The sequence below is a fragment of the Micromonospora sp. WMMD1076 genome (genome assembly GCF_029581475.1).
GTDB lineage: Bacteria > Actinomycetota > Actinomycetes > Mycobacteriales > Micromonosporaceae > Micromonospora > Micromonospora aurantiaca.
Genome location: NZ_CP120862.1, coordinates 5,633,172 through 5,658,387, shown reverse-complemented (window position 1 = coordinate 5,658,387; position 25,216 = coordinate 5,633,172). Strand labels below are relative to the sequence as shown.

The following is a 25,216-nucleotide window of genomic DNA, read 5'->3' as shown; positions in this document are numbered from 1 at the left end:
GTCGCCCCCGGCACGGACGGGTGGAATCGCAGGAATAACCCCGGTCAGCCGGGTATCCGTGCGGTCCGACGTCTCATGGGGGAGGAACGAATGTTGGGAATCAAACGCCTGGGCCTGCTGGCCGCGCTGGTGGTCGTGGGGCTGGCGCCCGCCGCCGCGGCGCAGGCGGCGGCACAGCCGTCGACGCAGGACACGCAGTACCTGCAGGCGGTGCACCAGGTCAACCTGTTCGAGATCACCGCCGGTAACCTGGCCCAGCAGAAGGGCCAGAACGAGCAGGTCAAGGACCTGGGCAAGATGTTCGTGACGGACCACACCCAGCTGGACCAGACGGTGCAGTCGACCGCGCAGCAGCTCAACGTGCAGTTGCCGGCCGACCCGACCGCCGACCAGCAGAAGGTCCTGGACCAGCTGAACAACCTCAGCGGGGCCGAGTTCGACAAGGCGTGGGTGACCGCGCAGCTCGCCGGCCACGTCCAGGCGATCCAGGCCACCCAGACCGAGATCTCGCAGGGCTCGGAGCAGTCGGTGGTGCAGATCGCGCAGGACGCGCTGCCGGTCCTCCAGGCGCACTACGACGCGCTCGTGGCCCTGGCCCAGACCCTGGGCGTCCCGGTTCCGCAGACCAGCGCCAGCGGCACGCCCAGCCCGGGCGGCACCACGTCCCCGGGTGGCACCGAGTCGCCGGCTCCGGGTGGCACCGAGACCGAGGAGCCCGCTCCGGGCACCACGGAGACCCCGGTGCCCGGCCAGAGCTGACGTACCGCACGGTCGACGGTGGCCGGTCCGCCCGCGAGGAGGGCAGGCCGGTCACCGGCTCGTGTCAGTCGGCGTTCGCCAGCCCGATCGCGAACGCCTCCTCCAGGTCGTGCTGCGAGTAGGCCCGGAACGCGATGTGCGACTCGGTGTTGAGCACGCCCGGCACCTTCGAGATGCTGCCGGCGATGACCTGGGCGATCTGCTCGAACTCCCGGACCCGGACCATGGCGATCAGGTCGACGTGCCCGGCCACCGAGTAGACCTCGCTGACGCCGGGCAGGTTGGCCAAGGTCTCGGCCACCTCGGGGATGGAGTCGGTGGCGCAGTCGATCAGCACGATCGCGGTGATCACGGGACGGTTCTCCGTTCGTCGGCGACGAGGCCCATGCTAGAGCCCGCGCCCCTCACCGCGCCGCCGGGACGGTCAGGTCGTCCCCGGCCCGGATCACCTGGCGCAGGCGTTCCCCGGCCGCGACCGTCGCACCAGGCCACACCACCGACCGCTCCACGTCGCCGTGCACCAGCGCCCCGGCGCCGACCACCGAGCCGGTGACCCGGCCGTCCACCGTCGCAGCCGGGTCCACCAGCCCGTCCGGTCCGGCCGCGTGCAGGTTGGCGGCCAGGTAGTCGGCCGGGGTGCCGGTGTCGTAGAACGTGCCCCGGTAGGGCACCACTGTGAGCGCGCCGGCCGCCTCCGCCGGCCGCCACACCGCCCGGACCAGGTCGCCGAACGTGGCGGGCAGGTCGCGGACCAGCCGCCAGGGCAGCAGCGAGAAACCCACGAACTCGTGGCCGTCGAAGGTCCCGGGGGCGTGCGGGTCGTCGGCGGGCCGGCCGAGCAGGCGTACGCCGTGCCCGTCCCACCCGTCCAGCAGCGCGGCGATGTCCGGGCCGGGCGGGGCCTGCGGGTCGGCCAGGTACGCGTCGGCGTTGCCGACCAGCACGCCCCGGCCGTCGATCCAGTCCCGCAGCCGGCCCACGCCCCCGGCGGTGCCCAGTGGAGCGTCCGGCTCGACCGACAGGTGGGCCCGGCCGCCGACCCGCGCGACCACCTGGTCGCCCAGGTAGCAGGCGTTCACCGCGACCCGCTCCGGGCCGGTCAGGCCGAGCCCGGCCAGCCGGACCAGCGCCCGGTCCAGCAGCGGGACGTTCCCCACCGGGCAGAGCGCCTTCGGCACCCGCTCGGTGAGCGGGCGCAGCCGGGTGCCCTCGCCCGCGGCCAGCACCACGGCGCACACCTCGACCCCCGGTGCCGCGGTGCCCGCGTACGGGGTGCTCACGCGGCCGGTCGGTGCTCGCCGGCGCGCGGGCCGATGCCGTAGTACCCGAGCAGGTTGGCGGTGGCGCGGCTGAGCCGGGGCAGGTCGTCGAGCGGGTGGAAGGCGGCCTCGAACACCTCGGCGCCGTCCACCTTCAGCTCGGTGGTCGACGCCGGCACCTCCGCCTCGAAGACCACGTCGACCCAGCCCTTGGCGTGCACCACCGCGTTCGGCACCGCCGGGCGCAGCGCGTCGGGGGACAGGCGGACGCCTGACTCCTCGTACAGCTCGCGGGCGGCGCCCACCACGGGGGCCTCGCCGCGTTGCAGCAGCCCGGCCGGCAGCGTCCAGCTGTAGCCGGGCGGCTGGCGCAGCAGCAGGATCCGGCCCGCGCCGGTGGCCTCCGTGTCCTTGACCAGGGTGACCGCACCGACGATGTACTTCGGTACGGCCAGCCGGACCAGCCGCCGCCGCAGCGGGACCGGAAGCCGGTAGAAGATCTGGTAGCCGATAGCCCGTCCGGTGGCACGCGCGCGGGGGATCATGTCGTCCAGGCTAGTGGTCCCGGCGCGGACCGGCTCCGTCTACTGCCGGTGGTCGACCAGATCGATCAACTGCTGGACCACCGTGTCCGGCTCGACAGTGCGGTCGAAGACCGCCACCAGCAGCGTCTCCAGGTCGGGGTAACCCAGCTCCTCGGACAGCCGCAGCAGCGGCAGGTCGCTGGCCAGGCCCCGGTTGTGCTTGCGCAACGCCAGGCCGATCGAGGCCCGGCCGAGCCGGACCTTGTCGGCGATCGAGATGCCCGGCTCGGTGTGCTCGGCGAACCAGCGGTTGATCTGCATCTGGGCGTGCGGGGACTTCACGAAGCCCAGCCACTCCCGGCGCGGGCCGCGCGGGGCCACGTCCGCCTCGAAGCCGCTCTCCGCGCCGTCCTCGGCGAAGATCTCCACCACGTCGCCCTCCTCCAGTTCGGAGGCGAGCGGCGCGAGCCGGCCGTTGATCCGGGCGGCCAGGCAGTGGTCGCCGCGTTCGGTGCCCAGCTCGTACGCGAGATCGACAGGTGTCGCGCCGGCCGGCAGCACCACCTGCCGCCCGTCGGCGACCACCTGGATCTGCGCCTCGGACAGGTCGCAGCGCAGCGACTCCATGAACTGGGTCGGGTCGACCGTCTCCTGTTCCCAGTCGAGCACCCGGCGCAGCCAGGCCAGCTCGTCCGCCCGGTCGGCGCCGCGGCCCGCGGCCCGGGGGAAGCGGTAGTGGGCGGCCACGCCGTACTCCGCGGAGCGGTGCATCTCGGTGGTGCGGATCAGCACCTCGACGGTGCGGTCCTGCGGGCCGCAGACGCTCGTGTGCAGCGACCGGTAGAGGTTGTTCTTCGGGGAGGCGATGAAGTCCTTGAACCGGCCCGGCATCGGCCGCCAGAGCCCGTGCACGGCGCCCAGCGCGGCGTAACAGTCGGTCGCCGGACCGTCCACCACGATCGCGATGCGGGGCAGGTCGAACGGGGCGGCGTGGTCGCCGGCGACGGTGTCCTTCCAGATCGAGTAGAGGTGCCGGGGGCGGGGGGAGACGTCGGCGTCGACCCGGTTGCGGCGCAACGCCGCCCGGGTGCGGGCCACCACGTCGGCGAGGTAGGCGTCCCAGCCCGGCCGGTCGTGCACGAACCGGGCGATCCGCGCGTGCTCCTCCGGCCGCAGGTGCAGCAGCACCACGTCGTCCAGCTCGCGTTTCAGCGTCTGGATGCCCAGCCGGTCGCAGAGCGGGACCAGCACCTCCTGGGTCTTGCGGGCGATCCGCTCCCGGGATGCGGCCGAGCGTACGCCGAGCGTACGCATGTTGTGCAGCCGGTCGGCCAGCTTGATCACCAGCACCCGGACGTCCTTGCCGGCCGCCACGATCATCTTGCGGACGGTCTCCGCCTCGGCGGCCTTGCCGTAGAACGCCTTGTCGAACTTGGTCACGCCGTCGACCAGGTGGGCGACCTCGCGGCCGAAGTCCTCCTGGAGCGCCTGGAGCGTGTAGCGGGTGTCCTCCACCGTGTCGTGCAGCAGCGCGGCGACCAGGGTGATGGTGTCCATGCCGAGGTCGGCGCAGATCTGCGCCACCGCCAGCGGGTGGGTGATGTACGGCTCGCCGCTCTTGCGGAACTGGCCGCGGTGCATGTTCTCGGCGATCGTGTAGGCCCGGCGCAGCACCGAGGCGTCGGCGCTCGCGTGGATGCCGCGATGGGCGCGGACCAGTGTGGTGACCGGGTCGCCGTCGGCGGCCGGCCAGGTGAGCAGGGAACGCAGGCGGCGGGTGAGCGGTAGTTCGCCCTGGGTCGGGAGCGCGCCACCCAGGGCGGCGCCGTGTCCGGCGTCGACGTCCACGTGGGACACCTCCTCACCCCGGCCCTCGGCCACCGGGAACCGGCGACCGGGAGCAGAGCCCGCGAATCGGGCAGGTCTGCACTCCTTTAACAGACTAAGGGAGTCGAGGTAGTCCGATCGGTCAGTTGGTCATGAGCGTTCGGTCGAGAGTTTGGCGGATCCACCGTTCTCCGCCTTCGTCAGCAGGTCGCGGAAACGCCCCGCGCCGGCCACCGGGGAGGCCCACCCGTCGGTCGCCTCGACCAGCCGGGTCTCCGGTCGTTCCAACCAGGACAGGATCCGCTCGGTCTCCTCGGCGGTAGCGGCCGGCACCGGGCCGTGCCCGGGCAGCACCGTCTCGGCGGTGGCCCGGATCGCCGCGATCGTGGGTCGCGGATGGACACCCGGCGGGGACACCCCGGCCCCGGCGAGCCGGCCGTGCCGCACCAGAGCCAGTTCCCAGCCGCCCCGGGCGGCCGGACGGGCGGCGGCCAGCTCGGCGATGCCGGTCAACGCGGCCAGCCGCTGCATCCGGACCGCCGCGCGCAGCACCGCCACCAGCCGGCCGCGCACCACAGCCGCCTCCTCGTACCGCCGGGCGGCCGACAGCACCTCGATGCGGGCGAGCAGCGCGTCCACCACCACACCGAGGTCGTCGCTGGTGGCGGTGCGGAACGGCGTCGCGGCTCTGTCGTCGTACTCCTCGGGGGTGATCCGGTGCTCGCAGGGCGCCGGGCAGCGACCCAGCTCGGCCAGCGCGCAGGCCGGCATGGTGGTGCGCCGGGAGAGCCGGTGCGTGCACTGCCGCAGCGGCACCGCGTCGTGGAAGCCGGCGGCGGCCAGCTCCGCCGCCTGCCGGGACCGGAACGGCCCCAGGTAGGCCGTGTCGGTGGGCGCGATGTCGCGCACGATCGACAACCGGGGGTACGCCTCGTCGGTGAGCTTCAGCCACACCTGGCGCTCCGGATACTTCGACCGGCGGTTGTACGGTGGCGCGTGCGCCGCGATCAGCCGCAGCTCGCGGACCTCGGCCTCCAGCGAATGGGCGCACTCGACCGCCTCGACGCGCTCGGCGGCGGCGAGCATCTCGGAGATCCGGGCCCGCTTCTCCGCGGCGGTGAAGTAGCTGCGGACCCGGGTGGCGATGTCGCCGGACGTGCCGACGTAGAGCGGCCGGTCGTCGGCGGCCCGGAAGATGTAGACGCCCGGCACCTTCGGCAGCCCGTCGGCGAGGTGCCGCTTGCGGCGCTGGGTGGGGGTGACCGCGCGGGCGAACTCGATCGCCTCGCCGACCGTGTCGACCCGGTGCCCGCCGAGGCGGCCGATCAGCCCGTGCAGCACGTCGACGGTGGCCTTCGCGTCGTCGAGCGCCCGGTGGGTGGGCTGGGTCGCGGTGCGGAAGTAGGCGGCGAGCGTGCCCAGCTTGCGGTTGGGCACCTCGTCGCGGGTGAGCACCCGCCGGGCCAGCGCGGCCGTGTCCAGCACCCGGGGGTTGGGCCAGCGGTAGCCGTGCTTCGCGCAGGCCGCCTTGAGGAAACCCACGTCGTACGGCGCGTTGTGGGCGACGAGCACGGCGTCGCCGACGAACTCCAGGAAACTCGGCAGCACCTGCTCGATCGGCGGGGCGGGCAGCAGCATGGCCTGGGTGATGCCGGTGAGCACGGTGATGAACGGCGGGATCGGCACGCCCGGGTTGACGAGCGTGGCGAGCACGCCCAGCTCGTCGCCGCCGCGGACCTTCACCGCGCCGATCTCGGTGATCCCGCCGCCGTCGGGTGCGCCGCCGGTGGTCTCCAGGTCGACCACGACGAAGGTGGTCGCGTAGAGCGGCAGCGCCGGGTCGACACCGCTGCCCGCCGGGTCAAGGCCGGCCAGCGACTCCTGGACGTACTCCGCTCGTGTCACCCGCGGGACGCTAGCGGCACGGTCCGACACTCCTGTCACTGCCGCCCCAGGAGATACCACGGGGGTACGATGAGAGATCGGCTCACTCACCGGGCGGTGGGCCCGTTCGGGGTGGGAGACTTGCCTCATGCCCCTCAGCGAGCCGTACGACGACCGCTCCTCCGTGGAGGAGCCGGTGGTCGGCGTGCCCGCCGACGAGGACGCGCCGCCCGCGATCGAGCCCGAGCCCGTGCTGCCCGAGCCGGTCCGGCAGCGGATCGTCACGCTGACCGCCGCCGTGCTGCCCGGCCTGCCCGCCGACGAGGTGCCGGTGCCGCTGCGGCGGGTCGCCAAGTTCGCCCCCAACCGTCGCGCCCGCCTCGGCGCGCCCGCGATCGCCGCCCAGCTCACCGCCGACCCGCTGTTCCGGCAGCGGATCACCGCCCGGGTGCTCGCCGACGCCGGCGACCTGGGCGCGGCGGTGGTCGACGGCACCGCGCCGGCCGCCGCCGACCCGGTCGAGGTGGCCGCCCTGGCCTACCTGGCCCGGCCCCGGGGCTGGCGGGAACTCATCGACGCGAGCGGCGAGGCGGTACGCGCCGAGGCCGACAGCGCGGTCGTGGCCGAGCTGGTACGCGAGGCCGAGCAGCGGGCCGCCCGCGCCGAGCACGACCGGGCGGTGGCCCGGGTCGAGGCGGAGAAGCTGCGCGACGAGCTGGCCCGGGTCCGGGAGGAACTGGGTCAGCTCCGCGAGGAGGCTCGCCAGTTGACACGTACCCTGCGGGAGACCCAGGCCCGCGAGCGCAAGGCCACCGAGATGCTCGCCACCGAGCGGGGGCGGGCGGCCCGCGCCGCCGCCGACGCGGACGCCGAACTGCGCCGCGCCCGGGCCCGGCTGGCCGAGGCGGAGGCCGCCGCCGGCGTGGCCCGGGCCAGCGCCAAGGAGGCCCGCTCGGTCGACGACGCGCGGCTGTGGCTGCTGCTGGAGACGATCGGCCAGGCCGCCGTGGGGCTGCGCCGGGAGCTGGCCCTCGACCCGGTGGACAAGCTCCCGGCCGACTTCGTCGCCGACGCGTTCGCCGAGCAGCCGGGCGCCGCCCAGGCCGGCCCGTCGACGCGGGCCCGCGACACCGACGACCCGGCCCGCCTCGACCAGCTGCTCGCGCTGCCGCGGGCGCACCTCGTGGTGGACGGCTACAACGTGACGAAGCGTGGCTTCGGCGAGATGTCGCTGGAGCAGCAGCGCAAACGGCTGATCACCGGGCTGGGCGGGATCGCCGCGCAGACCGGGGACGAGGTCACAGTCGTCTTCGACGGCGCCGAGCGGATCCACGGCCTGCCCCCGGCGCCGCGCGGCGTGCGGGTGCTGTTCTCTCGCAAGGGCGAGACCGCCGACGAGCTGATCCGCCGGCTGGTCCGCGCCGAACCGGCCGGGCGGCCGGTGGTCGTGGTCTCCTCGGACCGCGAGGTCGCCGACGGGGTACGCCGGCACGGCGCGTACCCGCTGGGCGCGGACTCGCTGCTGCGGCGCCTGGCGCGTTCCTGAGCCTGTTCTTCCTGCCGCTTGATCGACTCCAGTTCGGGGACGTGGCGGGGTCGCGCACGTGCTGATCGCGCCACTTCGGCGTACTGGTTCGTTTTCGCGGCGGCTGCTGCCTCGATGTCCGGTTCTGTCGTACCCGAGCGTTAGCGTCGTGGTGACCGACGGTGGTGGCTCCTTCCCCGGCCGCCACCGGCGACCCGTCAGGAGGCGTTGATGCTGATCGACTGCGACACCTGCGGCAACCGTGGTGCCGGCTGCTCCGGCTGCCTGGTGACCGCCCTGTTCGACTCCGGCGCGGCCGATCTCGGCCCGGCCGAGCACCGGGCGATCGAGGTGTTCGCGCGGGCCGGATTCGACGTGGAGGTGCTGCCGTCCCCACCGGTTGCGACACGGGCACCGGCGCCCCGCCGTGGCGGCCGTCGCCGGATCGCCTGACGCCGCCTGCCTGCCCGGGCTGTGTCGACCCTGAGCCCTGACGGCCGTTCGCTGCCTGGCCCTGGCCCTGGCCCCTGGCCCTGGCCCCTGGCCCTGGCCCCTGGCCCTGGCCCTGGCCCCTGGCCCTGGCCCCGGCCCCCGGCCCTGGCCCCGGCCCCCGGCCCCCGGCCCCCGCCCCGGCCCCCGGCCCCGGCGCCGTGCCTTGCCCAACTGATGCCGGGCCACGCTGCCGGGTCGCGCGTCGGGCACGGCGGTCCCGATCGGGAGCCGGGCAATAGGATGGGCGGTCACGGCGGGAGGGGAGCGGCATGACGCGGACGGGGCACGACGGCGGGGTGGGTCGGTGACCCCGCGCGCCTGGGCGCTGCTGACCCTGGGCGGCCTGGTGGTCGCGCTGCTCGTGGCGGTGGCGCTGCTGGTGCCGTGGAGCCGCCCGCCGGCGCCCCGTGCCGACCAGCTCGCGGCACTGCGTGACCTTCCGGCCGAGCAGGTGACCCGGGGCCGGGCGTTCCACGGCGCGCTGCGCCCGGCGGCGTGGTCGGCGCTGGCGGTCGGGCTGGTGGTGGCGTTGCTGCTCGGGCTGACCCCGCTGGGCGGGCGCCTGGTCGAACTGGCCGGCCGGCCCTTCGGCGGGCACTGGGTCGCGCAGGCCGTGCTCGGCGGACTCGCCGTCATGTTCCTCGCCGACCTGCTCACGCTGCCGTTCGCGGCCTGGCGCCGGACCGTGCTGGTCCGCTACGGGCTGAGCACCCAGACCTGGGGCGGCTGGACGGTCGACCTGCTCAAGTCGTACGCGGTCAGCGCGGTGATCGGCGCGCTGGTCCTGCTCGGCTTCTACACAGTGGTCCGGCTCGCCCCGCGCTGGTGGTGGGCGTTCGGCGCGGCCGGTGCGGCGGCCCTGGTGGTGGTGCTGTCGTTCGTGCTGCCGGTGCTGGTCGAGCCGGTGTTCAACCGGTTCACCCCGATGGAGCCGGGCCCGCTGCGCACCGAGCTGACCGCGATGGCCGCCCGGGACGGCGTACCGGTGCGCGACGTGCTCGTCGCCGACGCGTCCCGGCGTACCAGTGCGGTGAACGCGTACGTCTCCGGGCTCGGCCCGACCCGGCGGGTGGTCGTCTACGACACGCTGCTGCGCGAGGCGGAACCGGCCGAGGTGACCAGTGTGGTCGCCCACGAGCTGGGGCACGCCAAGGACCGGGACGTGTGGACCGGCACTGTGCTCGGCGCGCTCGGCGCCGCCGCCGCGGTGGTGGCGCTCTACCTGATCGGCTCGTGGACGCCGCTGCTGCGGCTCGCCGGCGTCGACTCGATCGCCCAGCCGCGGGCGTTCCCGCTGCTGATCGCGTTGGTCACGGTCGCCGGCCTGCTCGCCACCCCGGTGCAGGCGCTCGTCTCCCGCCGGATCGAGGCCCGCGCCGACGCCCACGCGCTGGCGCTCACCGGCGACCCGGCGACGTTCGAGGCGATGCAGCGACGACTGGCCGGGGTCAACCTGGCCGACCCGGACCCGCCGCGCTGGGAGCGCCTCTGGTCGGCGACCCACCCGTCCACCGTGGAGCGGATGGCCGCTGCCCGCGCCTACGCCAGGGAGTCCGGCCGATGAGCCGCACCTTGCTGATCACCAACGACTTCCCGCCGCGCCCCGGCGGCATCCAGTCGTTCGTGCACAACCTCGCGGTGCGCCAGCAGCCCGGCTCGGTGGTGGTGTACGCGTCGAGCTGGCGCGGGGCGGAGAAGTTCGACGCCGACCAGCCGTTCGAGGTGGTCCGGGAACGGACCCGGGTGCTGCTGCCCACCCCGCTGATCGCCCGGCGGGCGGCGCGGCTGGCGCGCGCGTACGACTGCGACACCGTGTGGTTCGGCGCGGCGGCCCCGCTGGGGCTGCTCGCCGCGGGCCTGCGGCGGCGGGCCGGGATCCGCCGGGCGGTGGCGCTGACCCACGGGCACGAGGTCGGCTGGGCGGCGCTGCCCGGCGCCCGGTCGGCGCTGCGCCGGATCGGGCGGGGCGTGGACGTGACCACCTACCTCGGCGAGTACACCCGGGAGCGGCTGGCCCGCGTGCTGGACGGGCTGACCGAGCTGCGGCGGCTCGCGCCCGGGGTGGACGTGGACACCTACCACCCGGACGTCGACGGCGGTCGGGTCCGGTCGCGGCTCGGGCTGGCCGACCGGCCGGTGGTGGTGTGCGTGTCGCGGCTGGTGCCCCGCAAGGGCCAGGACATGCTGATCCGCGCGCTGCCGGAGATCCGTCGCCGGGTGCCGGACGCCGCGCTGCTCGTGGTCGGCGGCGGCCCGTACCGCTCGACGCTGGAGAAGCTGGCCCGGCAGACCGGGCTGGAACGCGACGTGGTCTTCACCGGCTCGGTGCCCTCGGCCGAGCTGCCCGCCCACTACGCGGCCGGCGACGTGTACGCGATGCCGTGCCGCACCCGCAACCGCGGGCTGGACGTGGAGGGCCTCGGGATCGTCTACCTGGAGGCGAGCGCGACCGGGCTGCCGGTGGTGGCCGGTGACTCCGGCGGCGCGCCGGACGCGGTCCGCGAGGGGGAGACCGGGTACGTGGTCGGGGGCCGGGACGTGGCCCAGCTCGCCGACCGGGTGGCCACGCTGCTCGCCGACCGGGATCTGGCCCGGCAGTTCGGCGCCGCCGGCCGTGCCTGGGTGGAGCGGGAGTGGCGCTGGGAGACGCAGGCGCAGCGGATGGCCGCCCTGCTGGCCGGCTGACGCCGCGCGCCGGCCGGGTCAGGAGGCCACGTGCCGGCCGGATCAGGGCACCGCGGGCCGGCCGGGTCAGGAGGCCGCGTCGACGTGGGCGGGCACCCGGCCCAGGTGCGGCGCGGCCGGGCCGGGACGGCCGAAGTGCCAGCCCTGCCCGGCGTCGCAGCCGATCGCGCGCAGCCGGTCCGCCTGGTCGGCCGTCTCCACGCCCTCGGCGGTGACCGTGAGGTCCAGCGCGTGCGCCAGCGACACGAGCGAGGCGAGGATCCGCTCGTCGGTGCCGCTGTCCGGTGCGCGCAGGCCGGTCACGAACTCGCCCGCCACCTTCAGCTCGTCGACCGGCAGGTCCCGCAGGTACGCGAGGTTGCAGTAGCCGGTGCCGAAGTCGTCGATGGCGACCCGGACACCGAGGTCGCCGAGCACCCGCAGGGCCCGCACCGGCTCGACCACTGTGCTCATCATGGTGCTCTCGGTGATCTCCAGTTGCAGCCGGTGCGGCGGCAGGCCGGTGCGCCCGAGCACGCCGCGTACCTCGGTCACCAGGTCGCTGCGATGCAACTGCCGGACGGCGAGGTTGACGCTGACGAACGGCGCGTCGCCGTCCGTGCCCGGCCAGGTGCCCGCCTCGCGGCACGCCTCGGCCAGCACCCAGCTGCCGAGCCGGACGATCAAGCCGGTCTCCTCGGCCAGCGGGATGAAGCTGTCCGGCCGCAGCACACCCAGCTCCGGGTGACGCCAGCGCACCAGCGCCTCCATGCCGAGCACCCGCCCGTCGCGCAGCGACGTCAGCGGCTGGTAGTCGAGGTAGAACTCGCCCCGGTCCAGCGCGGCGGGGATCGCCGCGGACAGCGCGTACCGGGCCAGCTCACGGCGGTTGCGGTCGGCGTCGAACAGCGACCAGCGGGCCCCGCCGGCGGCCTTGGCCCAGTGCAGCGTGCTGTCGGCCGCGCGCATCAGGTCCATCGGCGAGGTGCCCGCGACCGGGCGTTCCACGATGCCGATGCTCGCGGACACGGTCAGCTCGTGGCCGTCGACGAGCGCCGGTTCGCGTACCGCGGCGAGCGCCGCCTCGGCGACCTTCACCGCGTCGCCGGTGCCGGCGGTGCGTTCGACCAGGATCACGAACTCGTCGCCGCCGAGCCGGGCGACCAGGTGTTCGCCGAGCGCCCGGCGCAGGCGCTGCGCCACCGTCACCAGCAGCGAGTCGCCGATCTGGTGGCCGAGGGAGTCGTTGACGACCTTGAACCGGTCCAGGTCGAGGAAGCAGACGCCGACCCGGTCGGCGTCCCGCCCCGGCGCGGTGATCGCGGCGGTCAGCCGTTCGGTGAACAGCGTGCGGTTCGGCAGGCCGGTGAGCGGGTCGTGGGTGGCCTGGTGCCGGAACCGGGCCTCGCTGTCGCGCAGCGCCCGTTCCGCCTGCGCCCGGGCCATCATGGCGGCACGGCGGATGGACTCCTGCTCGTCCAGCGTGCGGTCGCGCAGGGCGCGGGCGTACCCGGTCGCGACCGTGGCGAGCAGCCGGGCCATCCGGTCCTCGACGTCGTCGACGACCAGGTCGAGGTCGCGGACCAGGCGCAGCTGGATCACCTCGACGGTGCGGCCCAGCCCTTCCGCGGAGGCGATGTGCGCCTGCACCAGTTCCGCGCCGACCTGCTGGCCGATCCGCAGGTCGAACGGTTCGGCGCGCAGCGCCTGGGCGAGCCGCTCGGTGAGCCGCTGCAGCATCTCCTCCAGCTGTGACTGCGTCATCGGCAGGTAGCTGGTGCCGGACACCGCCTTGGCCCAGGCCCGGGCGAACACGCCGGGCCGGCAGCGGGTCGCGTCGTCACCCACCGAGCCGCCCGACCCCGCCCATGAAGACGGCCCGCTCGGCGTTCTCCGCCTGGTCGGGGGAGTCCGGCCGCCACTGCGGCACCCACACCACGCCCGGGTCGACCAGCTCGAAGCCGTCGAACAGCGCGGTCATCTCGGCCCGGCTGCGGATCCAGAGCTGGCTGTCGGTACGCCGGTAGACCCGTTCCGCCTCGGCCCGTTCGCCGGTGCCGGCGCGGCCGTCCTCGCTGGCCTGGGAGAGCACCAGGTGGCTCCCGGGCGCCAGCGCCCCGCGCAGCGTCCGGAGGATCTCCTCGGGCCGGTCGGCGTCCGGGATGAAGTGCAGCACCGCCACGATCATCACGGCGACCGGCCGGGTGAAGTCCAGCAGCCGGGTGACCTCCGGGTGAGCGAGGATCGCCTCCGGGTTGCGCAGGTCCTCCTGGAGCACGGCGGCGTGCTCGTTGCCGTCCAGGATCTCCTGGCTGTGCGCCACCGCCACCGGGTCCACGTCGACGTAGACCACCCGCGACTCCGGATCGATCCGCTGGGCGATCTCGTGCACGTTGCCGACAGTCGGGATGCCGGAACCGATGTCCAGGAACTGGCGGACGCCGGCCCGGGCGAGGTACTGCACCGCCCGGCGCAGGAACGCGCGGTTGGCCTGGGCCATCAGCGGCGCCTCCGGCACCGCCTCCACCATCGCGCGGGCGGCCGCCCGGTCGGCCGCGAAGTTGTGCGAGCCGCCGAGGTAGTAGTCGTACATGCGGGCGACGCTGGGGCGCTCGATGTCGATCGTCTCGGGTGCCCAGTCCGGCCGCTGCATGTCCTGCCCCTCGGGTTCGGCGACACGCGGTCGTCACCGCCGCGCGGATCACCCGGGTATTCTGCCCCTCCGCCGTCGCGGTGCAAAGACCGCCGTCGCTATGCGTCCGGCCGTTCACCGTACGCGACAACACGTGGCCGGGAACGCCGAGAGGCCCGCGTCCGTGGTGGACGGGGCCTCTCGCGGCGGTACGCCTCAGAACTTCGGGGCGTCCGGGGCCTCCAGCAGCCCCAGCCGCAGCGCGGTCATCAGCGCCTGCGCCCGGTTGGCGGCACCCAGCTTCTCGTAGAGCTTGGAGATGTGGGTCTTGGCGGTCGACTCGCTGACGAACAGTTGCTTGGCGATGCCGGCCACGCTCATGCCGTCGGCGAGCAGCCGCAGCACCTGGCCCTCACGGGGGGACAGCTGCGGGCCGGACGGCGCCAGCCGGCGCTTCATCGCCTCGGCCAGGTCGGCGGCGGTGAACGCGCTGGGGGAGGAGGCGGCGTGCCGGGCGGCGGCCACCACCTCGTCGGCCGGGGCGGTCTTCGGCACGAACGCGCTCGCACCCGCCTCCAGGGCGCCGAAGAGCTGGTCGTCGCCGGCGTACATGGTCAGCACGACGATGCCCATCGACGCGCTGGACTTGCGCAGGGCGCGGGTGGCCTCCAGGCCACTGCCGTCGGGCAGGCGGAGATCCATGATCACCACGTCGGGCTGGAGCGCGCCGGCCTGACGCACGCCCTCCGCCGCGGTGGCCGCCTCGCCCACGACCTCGAACTGGCGGTCGCGCTCGAACGCGTGACGCAGTCCCTTGCGGATGAGGTCGTGGTCGTCGACCAGGAGAACCTTGGTACGGGTGGCCGGTGTCGGACTGCTGGTCATCCTCGGGTTACTCCCCTTCTGCTGCTGCGGCGCTGCCGCGCACCTTATCGCGCCGGGGCGACGAACCGAGCACCACGGCCACAGTCGTCCCACTCGGCTGTCGCGGCCTGATCTCCAACCGGCCTCGGATACGTTCCGCCCTCTCGGCCATGATCGCAAGGCCATAGTGCCCGTCCGGGCGCTGGTCACCGATGCCGTGACCGTCATCCGACACTTCGATTCGGGTGTACGGGGGATCCACCTCGCACGTGACCCACAGGTTCGACGCGCCGGCGTGCTTGCGCGCGTTCGTCACCGCCTCCTGCGCGATGCGCAGCAACTCGGCCTCGGTGGCGGCGGGGAGCCGGGCGGTGGACTCGTCCAGCGACAGGTGCACCCGCAGTCCGCCGGAGGCGCCGACGGTGCGGGCGTACTCGGCGATGGCGGCCGCCAGGCCGCCGTGCCGGTCCACCTCGCTGCGCAGCTCGAACAGGCTCAGCCGCAGCTCGGTGATCACCCGGGTGACCTCCTGGCGCAGCGTGCGCAGCGAGTCGGCGGTCTCCTCGGCGTCCTCGTGCACGGTGGCGAGCGCGTTGTCGATGCCGTACCCGACCATGACCAGCTCCTGGGCGACCCCGTCGTGGATCTCCCGGGCCAGCCGCTGCCGCTCCTCGTTCGTCGCCAGCGAGCGCACCTCGTCGAAGAGCAGCGCCGCCTCCAGCCGCAGCGCCGCCGGGCCGGTCAGCGCCGTCACCCGGGACACCACGGGCGGCGGGTACGCGGCGGCGGTGTCCGCCTCGATCACCACCAGGCCGACCGTGCGTACGCCCGCCACCAGCGGGACGATCAGCGCGGAGACCTCACCGGAGTGCCGGGACCGGGCCTGCGAGCGGGCCGAGACGGTCGGCTGCTGGGTGGCCCAGGCGTCGGCGATGGCCGAGTCGGCGTCGAGCGTGGTCTCCCAGTCGACCCGGTCCGCGCCGATCTGCGCGAGCACCACGAGCCGGCCGCCGCCGCTGGCGGACAGCACCGCGCCCCGGTCGGTCTTGGCCACCACCCGCAGCTCCTCCAGCAGGTGCTCGGAGATGCCGCCCGGGTCCAGGGTGGCGCCGGGCAGCTGGCGAGCGACAGTACGGAGCTGGGTGAGCAGGCGGGTCGCCTCGGCGTACGGCTGGGGTTTGCCCTCGGCGCGCACCCGCATGACGCGCTGGAGCGTGCCGGCGGTGTAGAGGCCGAGCCCGGCGAGGATCAGCCACTGGGCGCAGATGGCGAGGTAGCCGACCTGACCGAGTTGCGGCCCGCCGTCGACCTGGGTGAACGCGGCGCTGGCCAGCAGCGTCGCCGCCGCCACGGCGAGCAGCGCGGCGCCCTCGCGGAACCGGCGGCTCAGCGCGGTCACGGTGACCGGCACGGCGAGGTACGGCAGCACCGCCGAGGCCCCCACCCCGCCGGTCACGCCGGACAGATGGGTGTCGGCGGCGACCTGGCTGGCGGCCAGCCCGAGCACCAGAACCTCGGCGAACCGGCTGATCGGGGCGAGCAGCCGGTGTTGGGGGGCGAGCACGGCGGGCAGGCCGGCGACGCCCAGCAGCGCGATCCACCAGAGCTGGGTGGCGTCGCGGGTGGCGAACAGGGTCAGGGCGGCGACCAGCGCGAGGAGGACCGCGCGAGCCGCCGCCGCGAGGGGCTGCGTCGACGGCTGGCGGGATATGGAGGCGGGCACGTGACGGATGGTAGTCAGCCCCGGTAGATCTCGGCGATCTCCGAGGCGTACGTCTTGTGCACGACCTGACGCTTGACCTTCAGCGACGGGGTCAGCTCGCCGGTGGCCTCGGTGAAGTCCTGCGGCAGGATCCGGAACACCTTGATCGCCTCGGCCTTGGAGACCGCCTGGTTGGCCTGGTCGATCGCGGACTGCACCTCGGCGCGCAGCGCCGCGTCCTCGCGCAGCTCGGCCATGCTCGTGGTCTCCGGGCGCCCCTGCCCGGCCAGCCACTTCGGCAGCGCCTCCTCGTCGATGGTGACCAGCGCGGCGATGAACGGCTGCCGGTCGCCGACCACCACGCACTGGCTGATCAGCGGGTGCGCCCGTACCTGGTCCTCCAGCACCGCCGGGGCGACGTTCTTGCCGCCGGCGGTCACGATGATCTCCTTCTTCCGGCCGGTGATGCTCAGGTAGCCGTTCTCGTCGAGCTGCCCGAGGTCGCCGGTGCGGAACCAGCCGTCGGTGGTGATCGCCTCGGCGGTGGCCGCGTCGTTGTGCCAGTAGCCCTGGAAGACGATGTCGCCGGCGATCAGGACCTCGCCGTCGTCGTCGATCCGGATGGTGACGCCGGGCAGCGGGCGGCCGACGGTGCCGATCCGGGTGCCGGTGGGCAGGTTGGCGGCGGCGGCCGGCGAGGTCTCGGTGAGGCCATACCCCTCGCAGATGGTCACCCCGACGCCGCGGAAGAAGTGCCCGAGCCGCGCGCCCAGCGGCGCGCCGCCGGAGATGGCGTCGCGGCACCGGCCGCCCATCGCCGCCCGCAGCTTGCGGTAGACCAGCTTGTCGAAGAGGGCGTGCTGCGCGCGCAGCCCGAGGCCGGGACCGCCCGGCAGTTCCTGGGCTTCGCTCCACGCGATGGCGACCTTCTCCGCGCGGTCGAAGATCTTGCCCTTGCCCTCGGCTTCGGCCTTCTGCCGCGCGCCGTTGTAGACCTTCTCGAAGACCCGGGGTACGGAGAGCACGAACGTCGGCTTGAAGTCCTGCAGCTCGGCGACCAGGTTCTTGGTGTCCGCGCAGTGCGCCATGGTGGCCCGGGCGTGCACCACGCCGACCTGGATGAGCCGGGCGAAGGCGTGCGCGAGCGGCAGGAACAGCAGGGTGGAGGCGCCCTGGCGGAACAGGTTCGGCAGCACCGGCACCGCGTTGGCGATGTCGGAGTAGATGTTGCGGTGGGTCAGCACGCAGCCCTTGGGCCGGCCGGTGGTGCCGCTGGTGTAGATGATCGTGGCGACGTCGTCGGCCTTCGACAGCGAGCGGCGGGTCTCCACCTCGGCCCGGTCCACCGACGCGCCGGCGGCGACCAGGTCGTCGACGGCGCCCAGGTCGATCTGCCAGACCTCGCGCAGGTCGGGCAGCCGGTCCCGGACGCCGGCGACCAGGGTGGCGTGCGCGGTGCTCTCCACCACCACTGCGACGGCGCCGGAGTCGCCGAGGATCCAGGCGGCCTGCTCGGCGCTGGACGTCTCGTAGATCGGCACGGTGACCGCGCCGGCCGCCCAGATCGCGTAGTCGAACAGGGTCCACTCGTAGCGGGTGCGGCTCATCAGGCCGACCCGGTCGCCGGGGGAGACGCCGGCGGCGATCAGGCCCTGCGCCACCGCCACGACCTCGTCGCGGAACTGTCGGCAGGTGACATCCTCGCGCGCGTCCGTCCCCGCGCCGGGGCGGACGAACTGCACGGTGTCCGGGGCGACCTCGGCGTTTTCCCAGACCGGGTCGGTCAGGTTGGCCGCGTCGCCGACTGTGACGATCGGCGGGACGGAGAACTCGCGCACCTGCACTCCCTCGTGCTCTACCGGCGGGGGCCGGCCTGGTCGGCTCTGTCGAAACCTACCCGCACACCCCGGTGGGTCTGCCAGGGAGGTTGCCCGCCCGGCCGGTGGGACGCGGTCCGGCGGGTGGAGCGGGACCGGCCGGGAGGCGGCCGGGTAGCCTCCCCCCATGGCGGACACCTCCACCCAGTCGATCATCATCGGCGCGTCACCGGACCGGGTGGCGGCCGTCATCTGCGACTTCCCGAGTTATCCCGAGTGGGCCGAGGCGGTACGCCGGGCCGAGGTGATCGAGGAGTACGAGGACGGCTACGCCAGCCAGGTCCGGTTCACGCTCGACGCGGGCGTGATGGCCGACGAGTACGTGCTGGCCTACGAGTACGCCGAGGACATCTCCCGGGTCGAGTGGCACCTGGTCGCCCCGTCGAAGATGCAGCGCTCCCAGCGCGGGTCGTACGACCTGGTGGGCAACCCGGACGGGACGACCACTGTGACGTACACCCTTGAGGTGGAGCTGTCCGTGGCGATGCTCGGCATGTTCCGCCGCAAGGCCGAGAAAATGATCATGGACGCGGCGTTGAAGCAGCTCAAGCGCCGGGTAGAAGCACCCGGTGCGGCGCAGGAGACATGACCGTCGTCCCGGTAGTCACGCTGGAGGAGCCGAACCATGGGCACCACTGATCCGGGTTCGGCCCGGGAAGAGGCCGAGCGCCTCGTCGCCACACTGCTCGCCGGCGCGAAGATGGCCGCCGCCGCACCCGGCTCCGGCACCTGGGGTCCGCTCGGTGGGATCCTCTCCGGTGTCCTCGGTCACACCCCGCCCGGCGCCGGCCCCGCTCCGGAGACGCCCGCACCCCCCGGTTTCGCCACCGGCTCGCCGGAATGCTGTGTCTGCCCGGTCTGTCGCGGTATCGCCGCGTTGCGGGATCCGAGTCCCGAGTTCGCCGAGCGGCTCGCCACCGGCGCCGGGGACCTGGCAGCCGGGGTGGCCAGCCTGCTGCGCGCGTTCACCCCGGCCGAGCCGGAGCGAACCGCCGACGCCGGCACCGCCGCGCCGGACGGATCGGGGGACCACGTGTGGCGCGAGGCGACCCGTACCGGGCATGATTCTCAGCCGGCACCCGAGCAGGACGTGTGGTCCGCCGCCACCCGGGGGGAGGGCGCGGCCGATTCGGGTGCCACCGCCGACGCCGCCGGGCCGCCGGAGCCGGGCACGAGCCGGCCACCGGCCGGCCGTCCCGTGGTGCCCGCCTCGCGGGCGTCCGGAGAGGTGGGCACGGACGCACCAGGCGACGGGGCCTGACCACCGGACATCCCGGGACCGTATGGCCGGTTCGGCCGGTCCCCGGGCAGCACAGCAGAGGGGAGTGGCGGCGGTGACGCTGACCATCGGAGTCGACGTCGGTGGCACGAAGGTGGCCGGCGGTGTCGTGGACGACGCCGGCACGGTACTCGTGCAGACGCGACGGGACACCCCCGCCGACGACGTGGCCAAGACCCGCGACGTCATCATCGAGGTGGTCACCGAACTGGCCGCCGGTCACGCCGTCGAGGCCGTCGGCATCGGCGCCGCCGGCTGGATCGACGCCCCCCGTTCCACCGTGCTGTTCGCCCCGAACCTGGCCTGGCGGGACGAGCCGCTGCGCACGTACGTCGGCGACGCCACCGGCCTGCCGGTGATCGTGGAGAACGACGGGAACGTGGCCGCCTGGGCGGAGTTCCGCTACGGCGCGGCCCGCGACGCCGACGACTCGATGGTCATGTTCACCATCGGCACCGGTGTCGGCGGCGGCATCGTGCTCGGCGGTGGCCTGGTCCGCGGCGCCAACGGCATCGCCGCCGAACTGGGCCACATGCTCACCGTGCCGGACGGCCACCAGTGCGGCTGCGGCCGGCTGGGCTGCATCGAGCAGTACGCCAGCGGCAGCGCGCTGGTCCGCTTCGCCCGCGCCGCCGCCCGGCAGGAGCCGCACCGCGCGGCCGCGTTGCTGGAGCTGGCCGGGGGCGAGGCCGAGACGATCACCGGCCCGATGGTGACCGCCGCCGCGAAGGGCGGCGACCCGGTCTCCACCGAGGCGTTCGCCCAGGTCGGCCGCTGGCTCGGCACCAGCCTCGCCGACATGGCGCAGATCCTCGACCCGCAGGTGCTGGTGGTGGGCGGCGGCGTGATCGACGCCGGTGACCTGCTGCTCGGCCCGACCCGGCGGTCGTTCGCCGACGCGCTGGCCCAGCGCAGCCGGCTGCCCGTCGCCGAGGTGCGCCCGGCCGAGCTGGGCAACACCGCCGGTGTGATCGGTGCCGCCGACCTGGCCCGGCGGATCTGACATGACTGATGCGGGTGTGCCGCTGCGGGTTCTGTCGTACAACATCCACAGCCAGCGCGACGACACGGCCGCGCTGGCCGAGGTGGTCCGCGCGGCCGCGCCGGACGTGGTGATCGTCCAGGAGGGACCGCGCCGGTTCCGGTGGCGGCACAGGACCGCTGCGCTGGCCGAGTCGTTCGGCATGGTGGTGGCGGCCGGTGGCCTGCCGTCGCTGGGCAACGTGCTGCTGACCAGCCTGCGGTTGCGCGTCGTCGGCACCAGGTGCCAGCGGTACCCGCTGACGCCGGGACGGCACATGCGCGGCGCCGCGTACGCGCAGTGCCGGGTCGGCGGCGTCGACGTGCTGCTGGCCGGCTCGCACCTGTCCACCGACCCGGCCGAGCGGCCCGCCCAGGCGGCGGCGTTCAAGCGCGAGCTGGACGCGTCCACGCTGCCGGTGGTGGCCGGCGCGGACATCAACGAGGGCCCGGACGGGCCGGCCTGGCAGACGCTCGCCGAAGGGCTCACCGACACGGCGCTCGCCGCCGACCGGGCCGACCGGCACACGTTCTCCTGCGCCGACCCGCGCCGCCGCATCGATGCGCTGTTCGTCGACCCCCGGATCACCGTGGTCGACTACGACGTGGTGGACACCCCGGCGTCCCGCCGGGCCAGCGACCACTTCCCGGTCCTGGTCGACCTGCTGCTGCCCACCGCCTGATCGCGCGGACCGCCGGGCCGTGACGCACGGTCAGGCGCCCGGCGGGCGGCAGGACAACCGCTTCACCGCCTTTGCTCTGCCGCCACAGACGCACCAGCTACCCGCCGTGACCGGCCGGTCGCGTCCCGGCCGGACGGTCGCGAGACGTTCGCGCAGCTCCCGGGGGTGCTGCGTCCGTGGCGGCAGAGCAAAGGGCCGACGAGGGTACGCCTCCAGCGCGGCCGGTCCCCTCACGCTCGGTGACTGATCCGGCGGTTACGCCGTGTCAGGGGAGCCGGGCGGGTGGGCGGCGTCCGATCCGGTGGCTGGACAACGGCGGGCATTCTCGGCAGGATTTCGCTCCGACCCGGCACGCGTGCCGCACAAAGGAGAATTCGCGGTGTCCTCCTCCACCGACCCCGGCCGCCCCGATCCGGACCGGACGGACGTCCCGGTCCGCGACGACCGCCCGGTCTCCGACCGGGGCGACACGGTCTGCGTCATCGGCGCCGGCGCCAGCGGCCTGACCGCCGTGAAGAACCTGCGCGAGGCCGGCTTCGGCGTGGACTGCTACGAGCGGGAGACCGGCGTCGGCGGCGCCTGGAACTGGCGGCACGACCGCAGCCCGGTGTACGCCAGCACCCACCTGATCTCGTCCCGGCCGTTCACCCAGTTCCCCGACTTCCCGATGCCCGACGACTGGCCGGACTACCCGCACCACAGCCGGCTGCTGTCCTACTTCGAGCGGTACGCCGACCACTTCGACCTGCGCCAGCACGTCTGGTTCGGCACCGAGGTGGTCCGCGTCGAGCCGGTCGAGGGGGACCGCTGGGACGTGACCACGCGCAGCACCGGCGGCTACGGTCCCGAGCGCACCTCCCGGTACGCCGCGGTGGTGCTCGCCAACGGCCACAACTGGTCGCCCAAGCTGCCCCGCTACGAAGGGCTGGAGGAGTTCCGCGGCGAGGTCATGCACGCCTCGTCCTACAAGGACCCGGCGCAGTTGCGCGGCAAACGGGTGCTCGTGGTCGGCGCCGGCAACACCGGCTGCGACATCGCTGTGGAGGCGGCCCAGCAGGCGTCGCACTGCTGGCACTCCACCCGCCGCGGCTACTGGTACGCCCCGAAGTACGTCCTCGGCCGCCCCGTCGACCAGATCAACGACACGCTGCTGGCGCTGCGGGTGCCGCTGCGCGTACGGCAGTGGCTCTACCACTGGACGCTGCGGCTGACCGTCGGCGACCTGACCCGGTTCGGCATGCCCGAGCCGGACCACCGCGTCTACGAGACGCACCCGATCGCCAACAGCCAGCTCGTCTACTACGTCGGCCACGGCGAGATCACGCCGGTGCCGGACGTGGCCCGGTTCGACGACCGCGCGGTGGAGCTGACCGACGGCCGCCGGATCGACCCGGAGCTGGTCGTCTTCGCCACCGGCTACCTGCCGCGCTTCGAGTTCCTCAAGGGCCGGGTGCTCGGCGACGAGGACGGCTCCGGGCGGCCCCGGCTGTGGCTCAACGCCTTCACCGCCGGTCATCCCACGCTCGCCGTGATCGGCCTGGTGCAGCCGGACTCCGGCACCTTCCCGATCTCGCACTGGCAGAGCGTGCTGTTCGCCCGGCTGCTCACGCTGCGCGCCACCCGGCCGGAGCGGGCCGCCGCGTTCGACCGCAAGGTCCGGGAGGGACTGGGCGAGCGGTATTCGGCGAAGGTCAAGGACAGCACCCGGCACTGGTTCGAGGTCGGGCACGCCGACTACCTGCGCGCGCTCCAGCGGGCGCTGCACGAGCTGGAGGAGGGAACCAGGTGAGCGCGAGGAACGCAGCGCAGCGGAGTCCCGCAGTCGCGAACGAAGGGCGGGCACGGTGAGCGCGAGGAACGCAGCGCAGCGGAGTCCCGCAGTCGCGAACGAAGGGCGGGCACGGTGAGCGCGAGGAACGCAGCGCAGCGGAGTCCCGCAGTCGCGAACGAAGGGCGGGCACGGTGACGGCGGCCGAGCGTGTCCGGGTGGTCCGGTCCTGGGAGTGGGCCCGGCCGGAACGGCCCGCCCGCCGGGAGGTGCTCGCCGCCCTGCCGGAGCGGGAGGAGGCGAAGCCGCCGCTGCTGTTCGTACCCGGGTTCGGGCACGGCGCGTGGGCCTTCGCCGAGCACTGGCTGGGGCACGCCGCCGGTCGCGGTTTCCCGGCGTACGCGCTGAGCCTGCGCGGGCACGGCGAAAGCGAGCCGGCGCCGGAGGCGACGCTGCGGTCGTACACCCATGACGTGACGCAGGTGGCGGCGAGCCTGCCGCGGCAGGCGGTGCTGGTGGGGCACGGCGCCGGCGCCCGGGTCGTGGCGCACGCGATGGCCCGCTACCCGGCGCGGGCCGCGGTGCTGGTGGCGCCGGTGCTCGGCGGCTGGGGGACGTTCGGGACGGCGTTGCGGCGCAACCCGGCCGGCACGGTGCCGGCGGTCTTCGGCGCCGGGCTGCGGCTCAACCGGCGGCAGTTGTTCAGCCGGGAGCTGCCGGACGCCGACGCGCGGCGGCACCTGGCCCGGCTGGGCCGCGCCGGGCGGCGGGCGCAGTGGCAGCTGCTGACCGGCCGGTCGCCGGAGCCCGCGGTGGGCCGCCCGCCGGTGCTGGTGCTCGGCAGCCCGGACGACCGGGTGCTGCCGGCCACGGCGCTGACCGGGGCCGCCCGGCGGTACGCCTCGGCGCCGCTGCTGTTCCCCGGCATGGGACACGACCTGATGCTCGACGCCCGCTGGCGGGAGCCGATCGACGCGATCCTGGACTGGCTGGACAAGGATCCGGCGCCCACCCAGGGGTGAGCGCCGGGGCTCGGGTCACCTGGCGGCGGGGCGGCGGCCGACGAGCGTTCCGCTCTCCTCCAGCGCGCTGAGGTAGGAAGCCGCCCAGGCGTGGATGTCGTTGTGGGCCAGGTGGTCGCGCATCGCGCGCATCCGGGCCGCGACGTCCTCCGGGCCGGCGCGCAGCGCGGCCAGCAGCCCCTGCTTGAGGCCGTCGAGGTCGTGCGGGTTGACCAGGTACGCCTGCTCCAGTTCGGAGGCGGCACCGGCGAACTCGCTCAGCAGCAGCGCGCCCGTGCCGTCGACCCGGGCCGCCACGTACTCCTTGGCGACCAGGTTCATGCCGTCGCGCAGCGGCGTCACCGCCATCACGTCCGCGACCCGGTAGAGCGCCACCAGTTCGGCGCGGTCGAACGGCTGGGTGAGGTAGTGGATCGCCGGTTCGCCGACCCGGCCGAACTCGCCGTTGATCCGGCCGACCTGGTGCTCCACCCGGTCGCGCAGGATCTGGTACTGCGCCACCCGGTCGCGACTGGGCACCGCGACCTGGACCAGCACCGTGTCGCGGACCTTGATGTCGCCGTTGGCGAGCAGCTCCCGGTACGCCTTGAGGCGCTGCTCGATGCCCTTGGTGTAGTCCATCCGGTCGACGCTGAGGATCACGTGCTCGGGCCGGCCGAGATCCTGCCGCAGCCGGCGGGCCCGCTCGGCGACCTCGGGGCGGGCGGCGAGCGCGGACACCTCGGCGGTGTCGATGGCGACCGGGAAGGCGCCGATGCGCACCACCCGGCCGTCCACGCCGATCCGCCGGTCGGTGGCGGGCAGGCCGAGCACCTTGGCGGCGAGCTGGGCGAAGTTGTGCGCGGCCTGGGCGCGCTGGAAGCCGACCAGGTCGGCGCCGAGCATGCCGCGCAGCAGCTCGGCCCGGCGGGGTAGCTGCATGAACAGTTCCGGCGGCGGGAACGGCACGTGCAGGAAGAACCCGATCCGCAGGTCGGGGCGCAGGCCGCGGAGCAGGCCGGGCACCAGCTGGAGGTGGTAGTCCTGCACCCAGACCAGGCCGCCCGGCTCGGCCACCCGGGCCGCGGCCTCGGCGAACCGCTGGTTGACCCGCTGGTACGCCTCCCACCAGCGGCGGTGGTACTCCGGCTGCTCGACGGCGTCGTGGTAGAGCGGCCAGAGGGTGGCGTTGGCGAAGCCCTCGTAGTGGTCGCGGAAGTCCTCGGCGCTGAGCGGCACGGTGTGCATGCGCACGCCGTCCACGTCCGGCAGTTCGGGCGCGGGACCGGTGCCGCCGGCCCAGCCCACCCAGGTGGCGGGTGTCTGCCGTAGCAGTGGGTGCAGGGCGCTCACCAGGCCGCCGGGGCTGCGGCGCCACTCGAAGGCGCCGTCGGGCGCCACGCTGTCGTCGATGGGGAGGCGGTTGGCCACCACCACGAGGGGGCTCTGTCGCATC

22 protein-coding genes are annotated in these 25,216 nt (G+C 74.3%); 11 read left to right on the top strand and 11 right to left on the bottom strand.

Annotation, left to right across the window (positions count from 1 at the left end; translation table 11 throughout):
- The first annotated feature begins 90 nt into the window (after positions 1-90).
- The gene (locus O7622_RS25420; protein ID WP_282310678.1) at positions 91-759 is read left to right on the top strand and encodes a DUF4142 domain-containing protein; all 669 of its coding nucleotides are present in this window, start codon (positions 91-93) and stop codon (positions 757-759) included.
- A gap of 64 nt (positions 760-823) precedes the next feature.
- Here the strand turns inward: O7622_RS25420 and O7622_RS25415 are convergent, their stop codons facing one another.
- The 5 genes from O7622_RS25415 to O7622_RS25395 all read right to left on the bottom strand — a co-directional run bounded on the left by O7622_RS25415 (position 824) and on the right by O7622_RS25395 (position 6,274).
- Positions 824-1,111, bottom strand: coding sequence for an Lrp/AsnC ligand binding domain-containing protein (locus tag O7622_RS25415; protein ID WP_013287689.1), 288 nt, complete (start codon positions 1,109-1,111; stop codon positions 824-826).
- A 52-nt stretch (positions 1,112-1,163) separates the two neighbouring features.
- Positions 1,164-2,039 carry an NTP transferase domain-containing protein gene (locus O7622_RS25410; protein WP_282310677.1) on the bottom strand — a complete coding sequence of 292 codons (876 nt, stop codon included), beginning with the start codon at positions 2,037-2,039 and terminating at the stop codon, positions 1,164-1,166.
- Positions 2,036-2,563 (bottom strand): NUDIX domain-containing protein, encoded by a 528-nt coding sequence (locus O7622_RS25405; protein WP_282310676.1) that lies wholly within the window; start codon positions 2,561-2,563, stop codon positions 2,036-2,038. Before O7622_RS25405 ends, O7622_RS25410 begins: the two co-directional genes overlap by 4 nt.
- A gap of 39 nt (positions 2,564-2,602) precedes the next feature.
- Positions 2,603-4,390, bottom strand: coding sequence for an HD domain-containing protein (locus O7622_RS25400; protein ID WP_282310675.1), 1,788 nt, complete (start codon positions 4,388-4,390; stop codon positions 2,603-2,605).
- A 129-nt stretch (positions 4,391-4,519) separates the two neighbouring features.
- On the bottom strand, positions 4,520-6,274 hold the full coding sequence (locus tag O7622_RS25395) for a DEDD exonuclease domain-containing protein (protein ID WP_282310674.1): 1,755 nt from the start codon (positions 6,272-6,274) through the stop codon (positions 4,520-4,522).
- Positions 6,275-6,401: 127 nt separating this feature from the next.
- Between O7622_RS25395 and O7622_RS25390 the strand changes: the two genes are divergently transcribed.
- From O7622_RS25390 to O7622_RS25375, 4 genes are all read left to right on the top strand, one after another.
- Complete coding sequence (locus O7622_RS25390; RefSeq protein WP_282310673.1) at positions 6,402-7,799, top strand: NYN domain-containing protein; 1,398 nt, start codon at positions 6,402-6,404, stop codon at positions 7,797-7,799.
- A 210-nt stretch (positions 7,800-8,009) separates the two neighbouring features.
- Positions 8,010-8,231 carry a hypothetical protein gene (locus O7622_RS25385; protein ID WP_282310672.1) on the top strand — a complete coding sequence of 74 codons (222 nt, stop codon included), beginning with the start codon at positions 8,010-8,012 and terminating at the stop codon, positions 8,229-8,231.
- Positions 8,232-8,574: 343 nt separating this feature from the next.
- Positions 8,575-9,834, top strand: coding sequence for a M48 family metallopeptidase (locus O7622_RS25380; protein WP_282310671.1), 1,260 nt, complete (start codon positions 8,575-8,577; stop codon positions 9,832-9,834).
- Positions 9,831-10,955 carry a glycosyltransferase family 4 protein gene (locus O7622_RS25375; RefSeq protein ID WP_282310670.1) on the top strand — a complete coding sequence of 375 codons (1,125 nt, stop codon included), beginning with the start codon at positions 9,831-9,833 and terminating at the stop codon, positions 10,953-10,955. Before O7622_RS25380 ends, O7622_RS25375 begins: the two co-directional genes overlap by 4 nt.
- A 66-nt stretch (positions 10,956-11,021) precedes the next feature.
- On the opposite strand, the gene O7622_RS25370 is transcribed toward O7622_RS25375, so the two are convergent.
- The 5 genes from O7622_RS25370 to O7622_RS25350 form a co-directional block, all read right to left on the bottom strand.
- Entirely contained in the window at positions 11,022-12,698 is a 1,677-nt protein-coding gene (locus tag O7622_RS25370) for a bifunctional diguanylate cyclase/phosphodiesterase (protein ID WP_282314223.1), read from the bottom strand.
- A gap of 76 nt (positions 12,699-12,774) precedes the next feature.
- Positions 12,775-13,587 carry an SAM-dependent methyltransferase gene (locus O7622_RS25365; protein ID WP_282310669.1) on the bottom strand — a complete coding sequence of 271 codons (813 nt, stop codon included), beginning with the start codon at positions 13,585-13,587 and terminating at the stop codon, positions 12,775-12,777.
- 195 nt (positions 13,588-13,782) lie between these two features.
- Entirely contained in the window at positions 13,783-14,451 is a 669-nt protein-coding gene (locus O7622_RS25360) for a response regulator transcription factor (protein ID WP_013287678.1), read from the bottom strand.
- A gap of 7 nt (positions 14,452-14,458) precedes the next feature.
- The gene (locus O7622_RS25355; RefSeq protein ID WP_282310668.1) at positions 14,459-16,153 is read right to left on the bottom strand and encodes a GAF domain-containing sensor histidine kinase; all 1,695 of its coding nucleotides are present in this window, start codon (positions 16,151-16,153) and stop codon (positions 14,459-14,461) included.
- A gap of 14 nt (positions 16,154-16,167) precedes the next feature.
- Positions 16,168-17,970 carry an AMP-dependent synthetase/ligase gene (locus O7622_RS25350; protein ID WP_282310667.1) on the bottom strand — a complete coding sequence of 601 codons (1,803 nt, stop codon included), beginning with the start codon at positions 17,968-17,970 and terminating at the stop codon, positions 16,168-16,170.
- Positions 17,971-18,136: 166 nt separating this feature from the next.
- On the opposite strand from O7622_RS25350, the gene O7622_RS25345 reads away from it, so the two are divergent.
- The 6 genes from O7622_RS25345 to O7622_RS25320 all read left to right on the top strand — a co-directional run bounded on the left by O7622_RS25345 (position 18,137) and on the right by O7622_RS25320 (position 23,781).
- A complete protein-coding gene (locus tag O7622_RS25345; RefSeq protein ID WP_282310666.1) occupies positions 18,137-18,598 on the top strand; it encodes an SRPBCC family protein in 462 nt (153 codons plus the stop codon).
- 36 nt (positions 18,599-18,634) lie between these two features.
- Entirely contained in the window at positions 18,635-19,270 is a 636-nt protein-coding gene (locus tag O7622_RS25340; RefSeq protein ID WP_282310665.1) for a hypothetical protein, read from the top strand.
- A gap of 73 nt (positions 19,271-19,343) precedes the next feature.
- Positions 19,344-20,291 carry an ROK family glucokinase gene (locus O7622_RS25335; RefSeq protein ID WP_282310664.1) on the top strand — a complete coding sequence of 316 codons (948 nt, stop codon included), beginning with the start codon at positions 19,344-19,346 and terminating at the stop codon, positions 20,289-20,291.
- Between the two features lies 1 nt (position 20,292).
- On the top strand, positions 20,293-20,991 hold the full coding sequence (locus O7622_RS25330; RefSeq protein ID WP_282310663.1) for an endonuclease/exonuclease/phosphatase family protein: 699 nt from the start codon (positions 20,293-20,295) through the stop codon (positions 20,989-20,991).
- A 379-nt stretch (positions 20,992-21,370) separates the two neighbouring features.
- A complete protein-coding gene (locus tag O7622_RS25325; RefSeq protein ID WP_282310662.1) occupies positions 21,371-22,780 on the top strand; it encodes an NAD(P)-binding domain-containing protein in 1,410 nt (469 codons plus the stop codon).
- A gap of 173 nt (positions 22,781-22,953) precedes the next feature.
- A complete protein-coding gene (locus tag O7622_RS25320; RefSeq protein ID WP_282310661.1) occupies positions 22,954-23,781 on the top strand; it encodes an alpha/beta fold hydrolase in 828 nt (275 codons plus the stop codon).
- A 15-nt stretch (positions 23,782-23,796) separates the two neighbouring features.
- Here O7622_RS25320 and O7622_RS25315 read toward each other — a convergent pair whose 3' ends face one another.
- On the bottom strand, positions 23,797-25,215 hold the full coding sequence (locus O7622_RS25315) for a trehalose-6-phosphate synthase (protein WP_282310660.1): 1,419 nt from the start codon (positions 25,213-25,215) through the stop codon (positions 23,797-23,799).
- Position 25,216 lies beyond the last annotated feature (1 nt).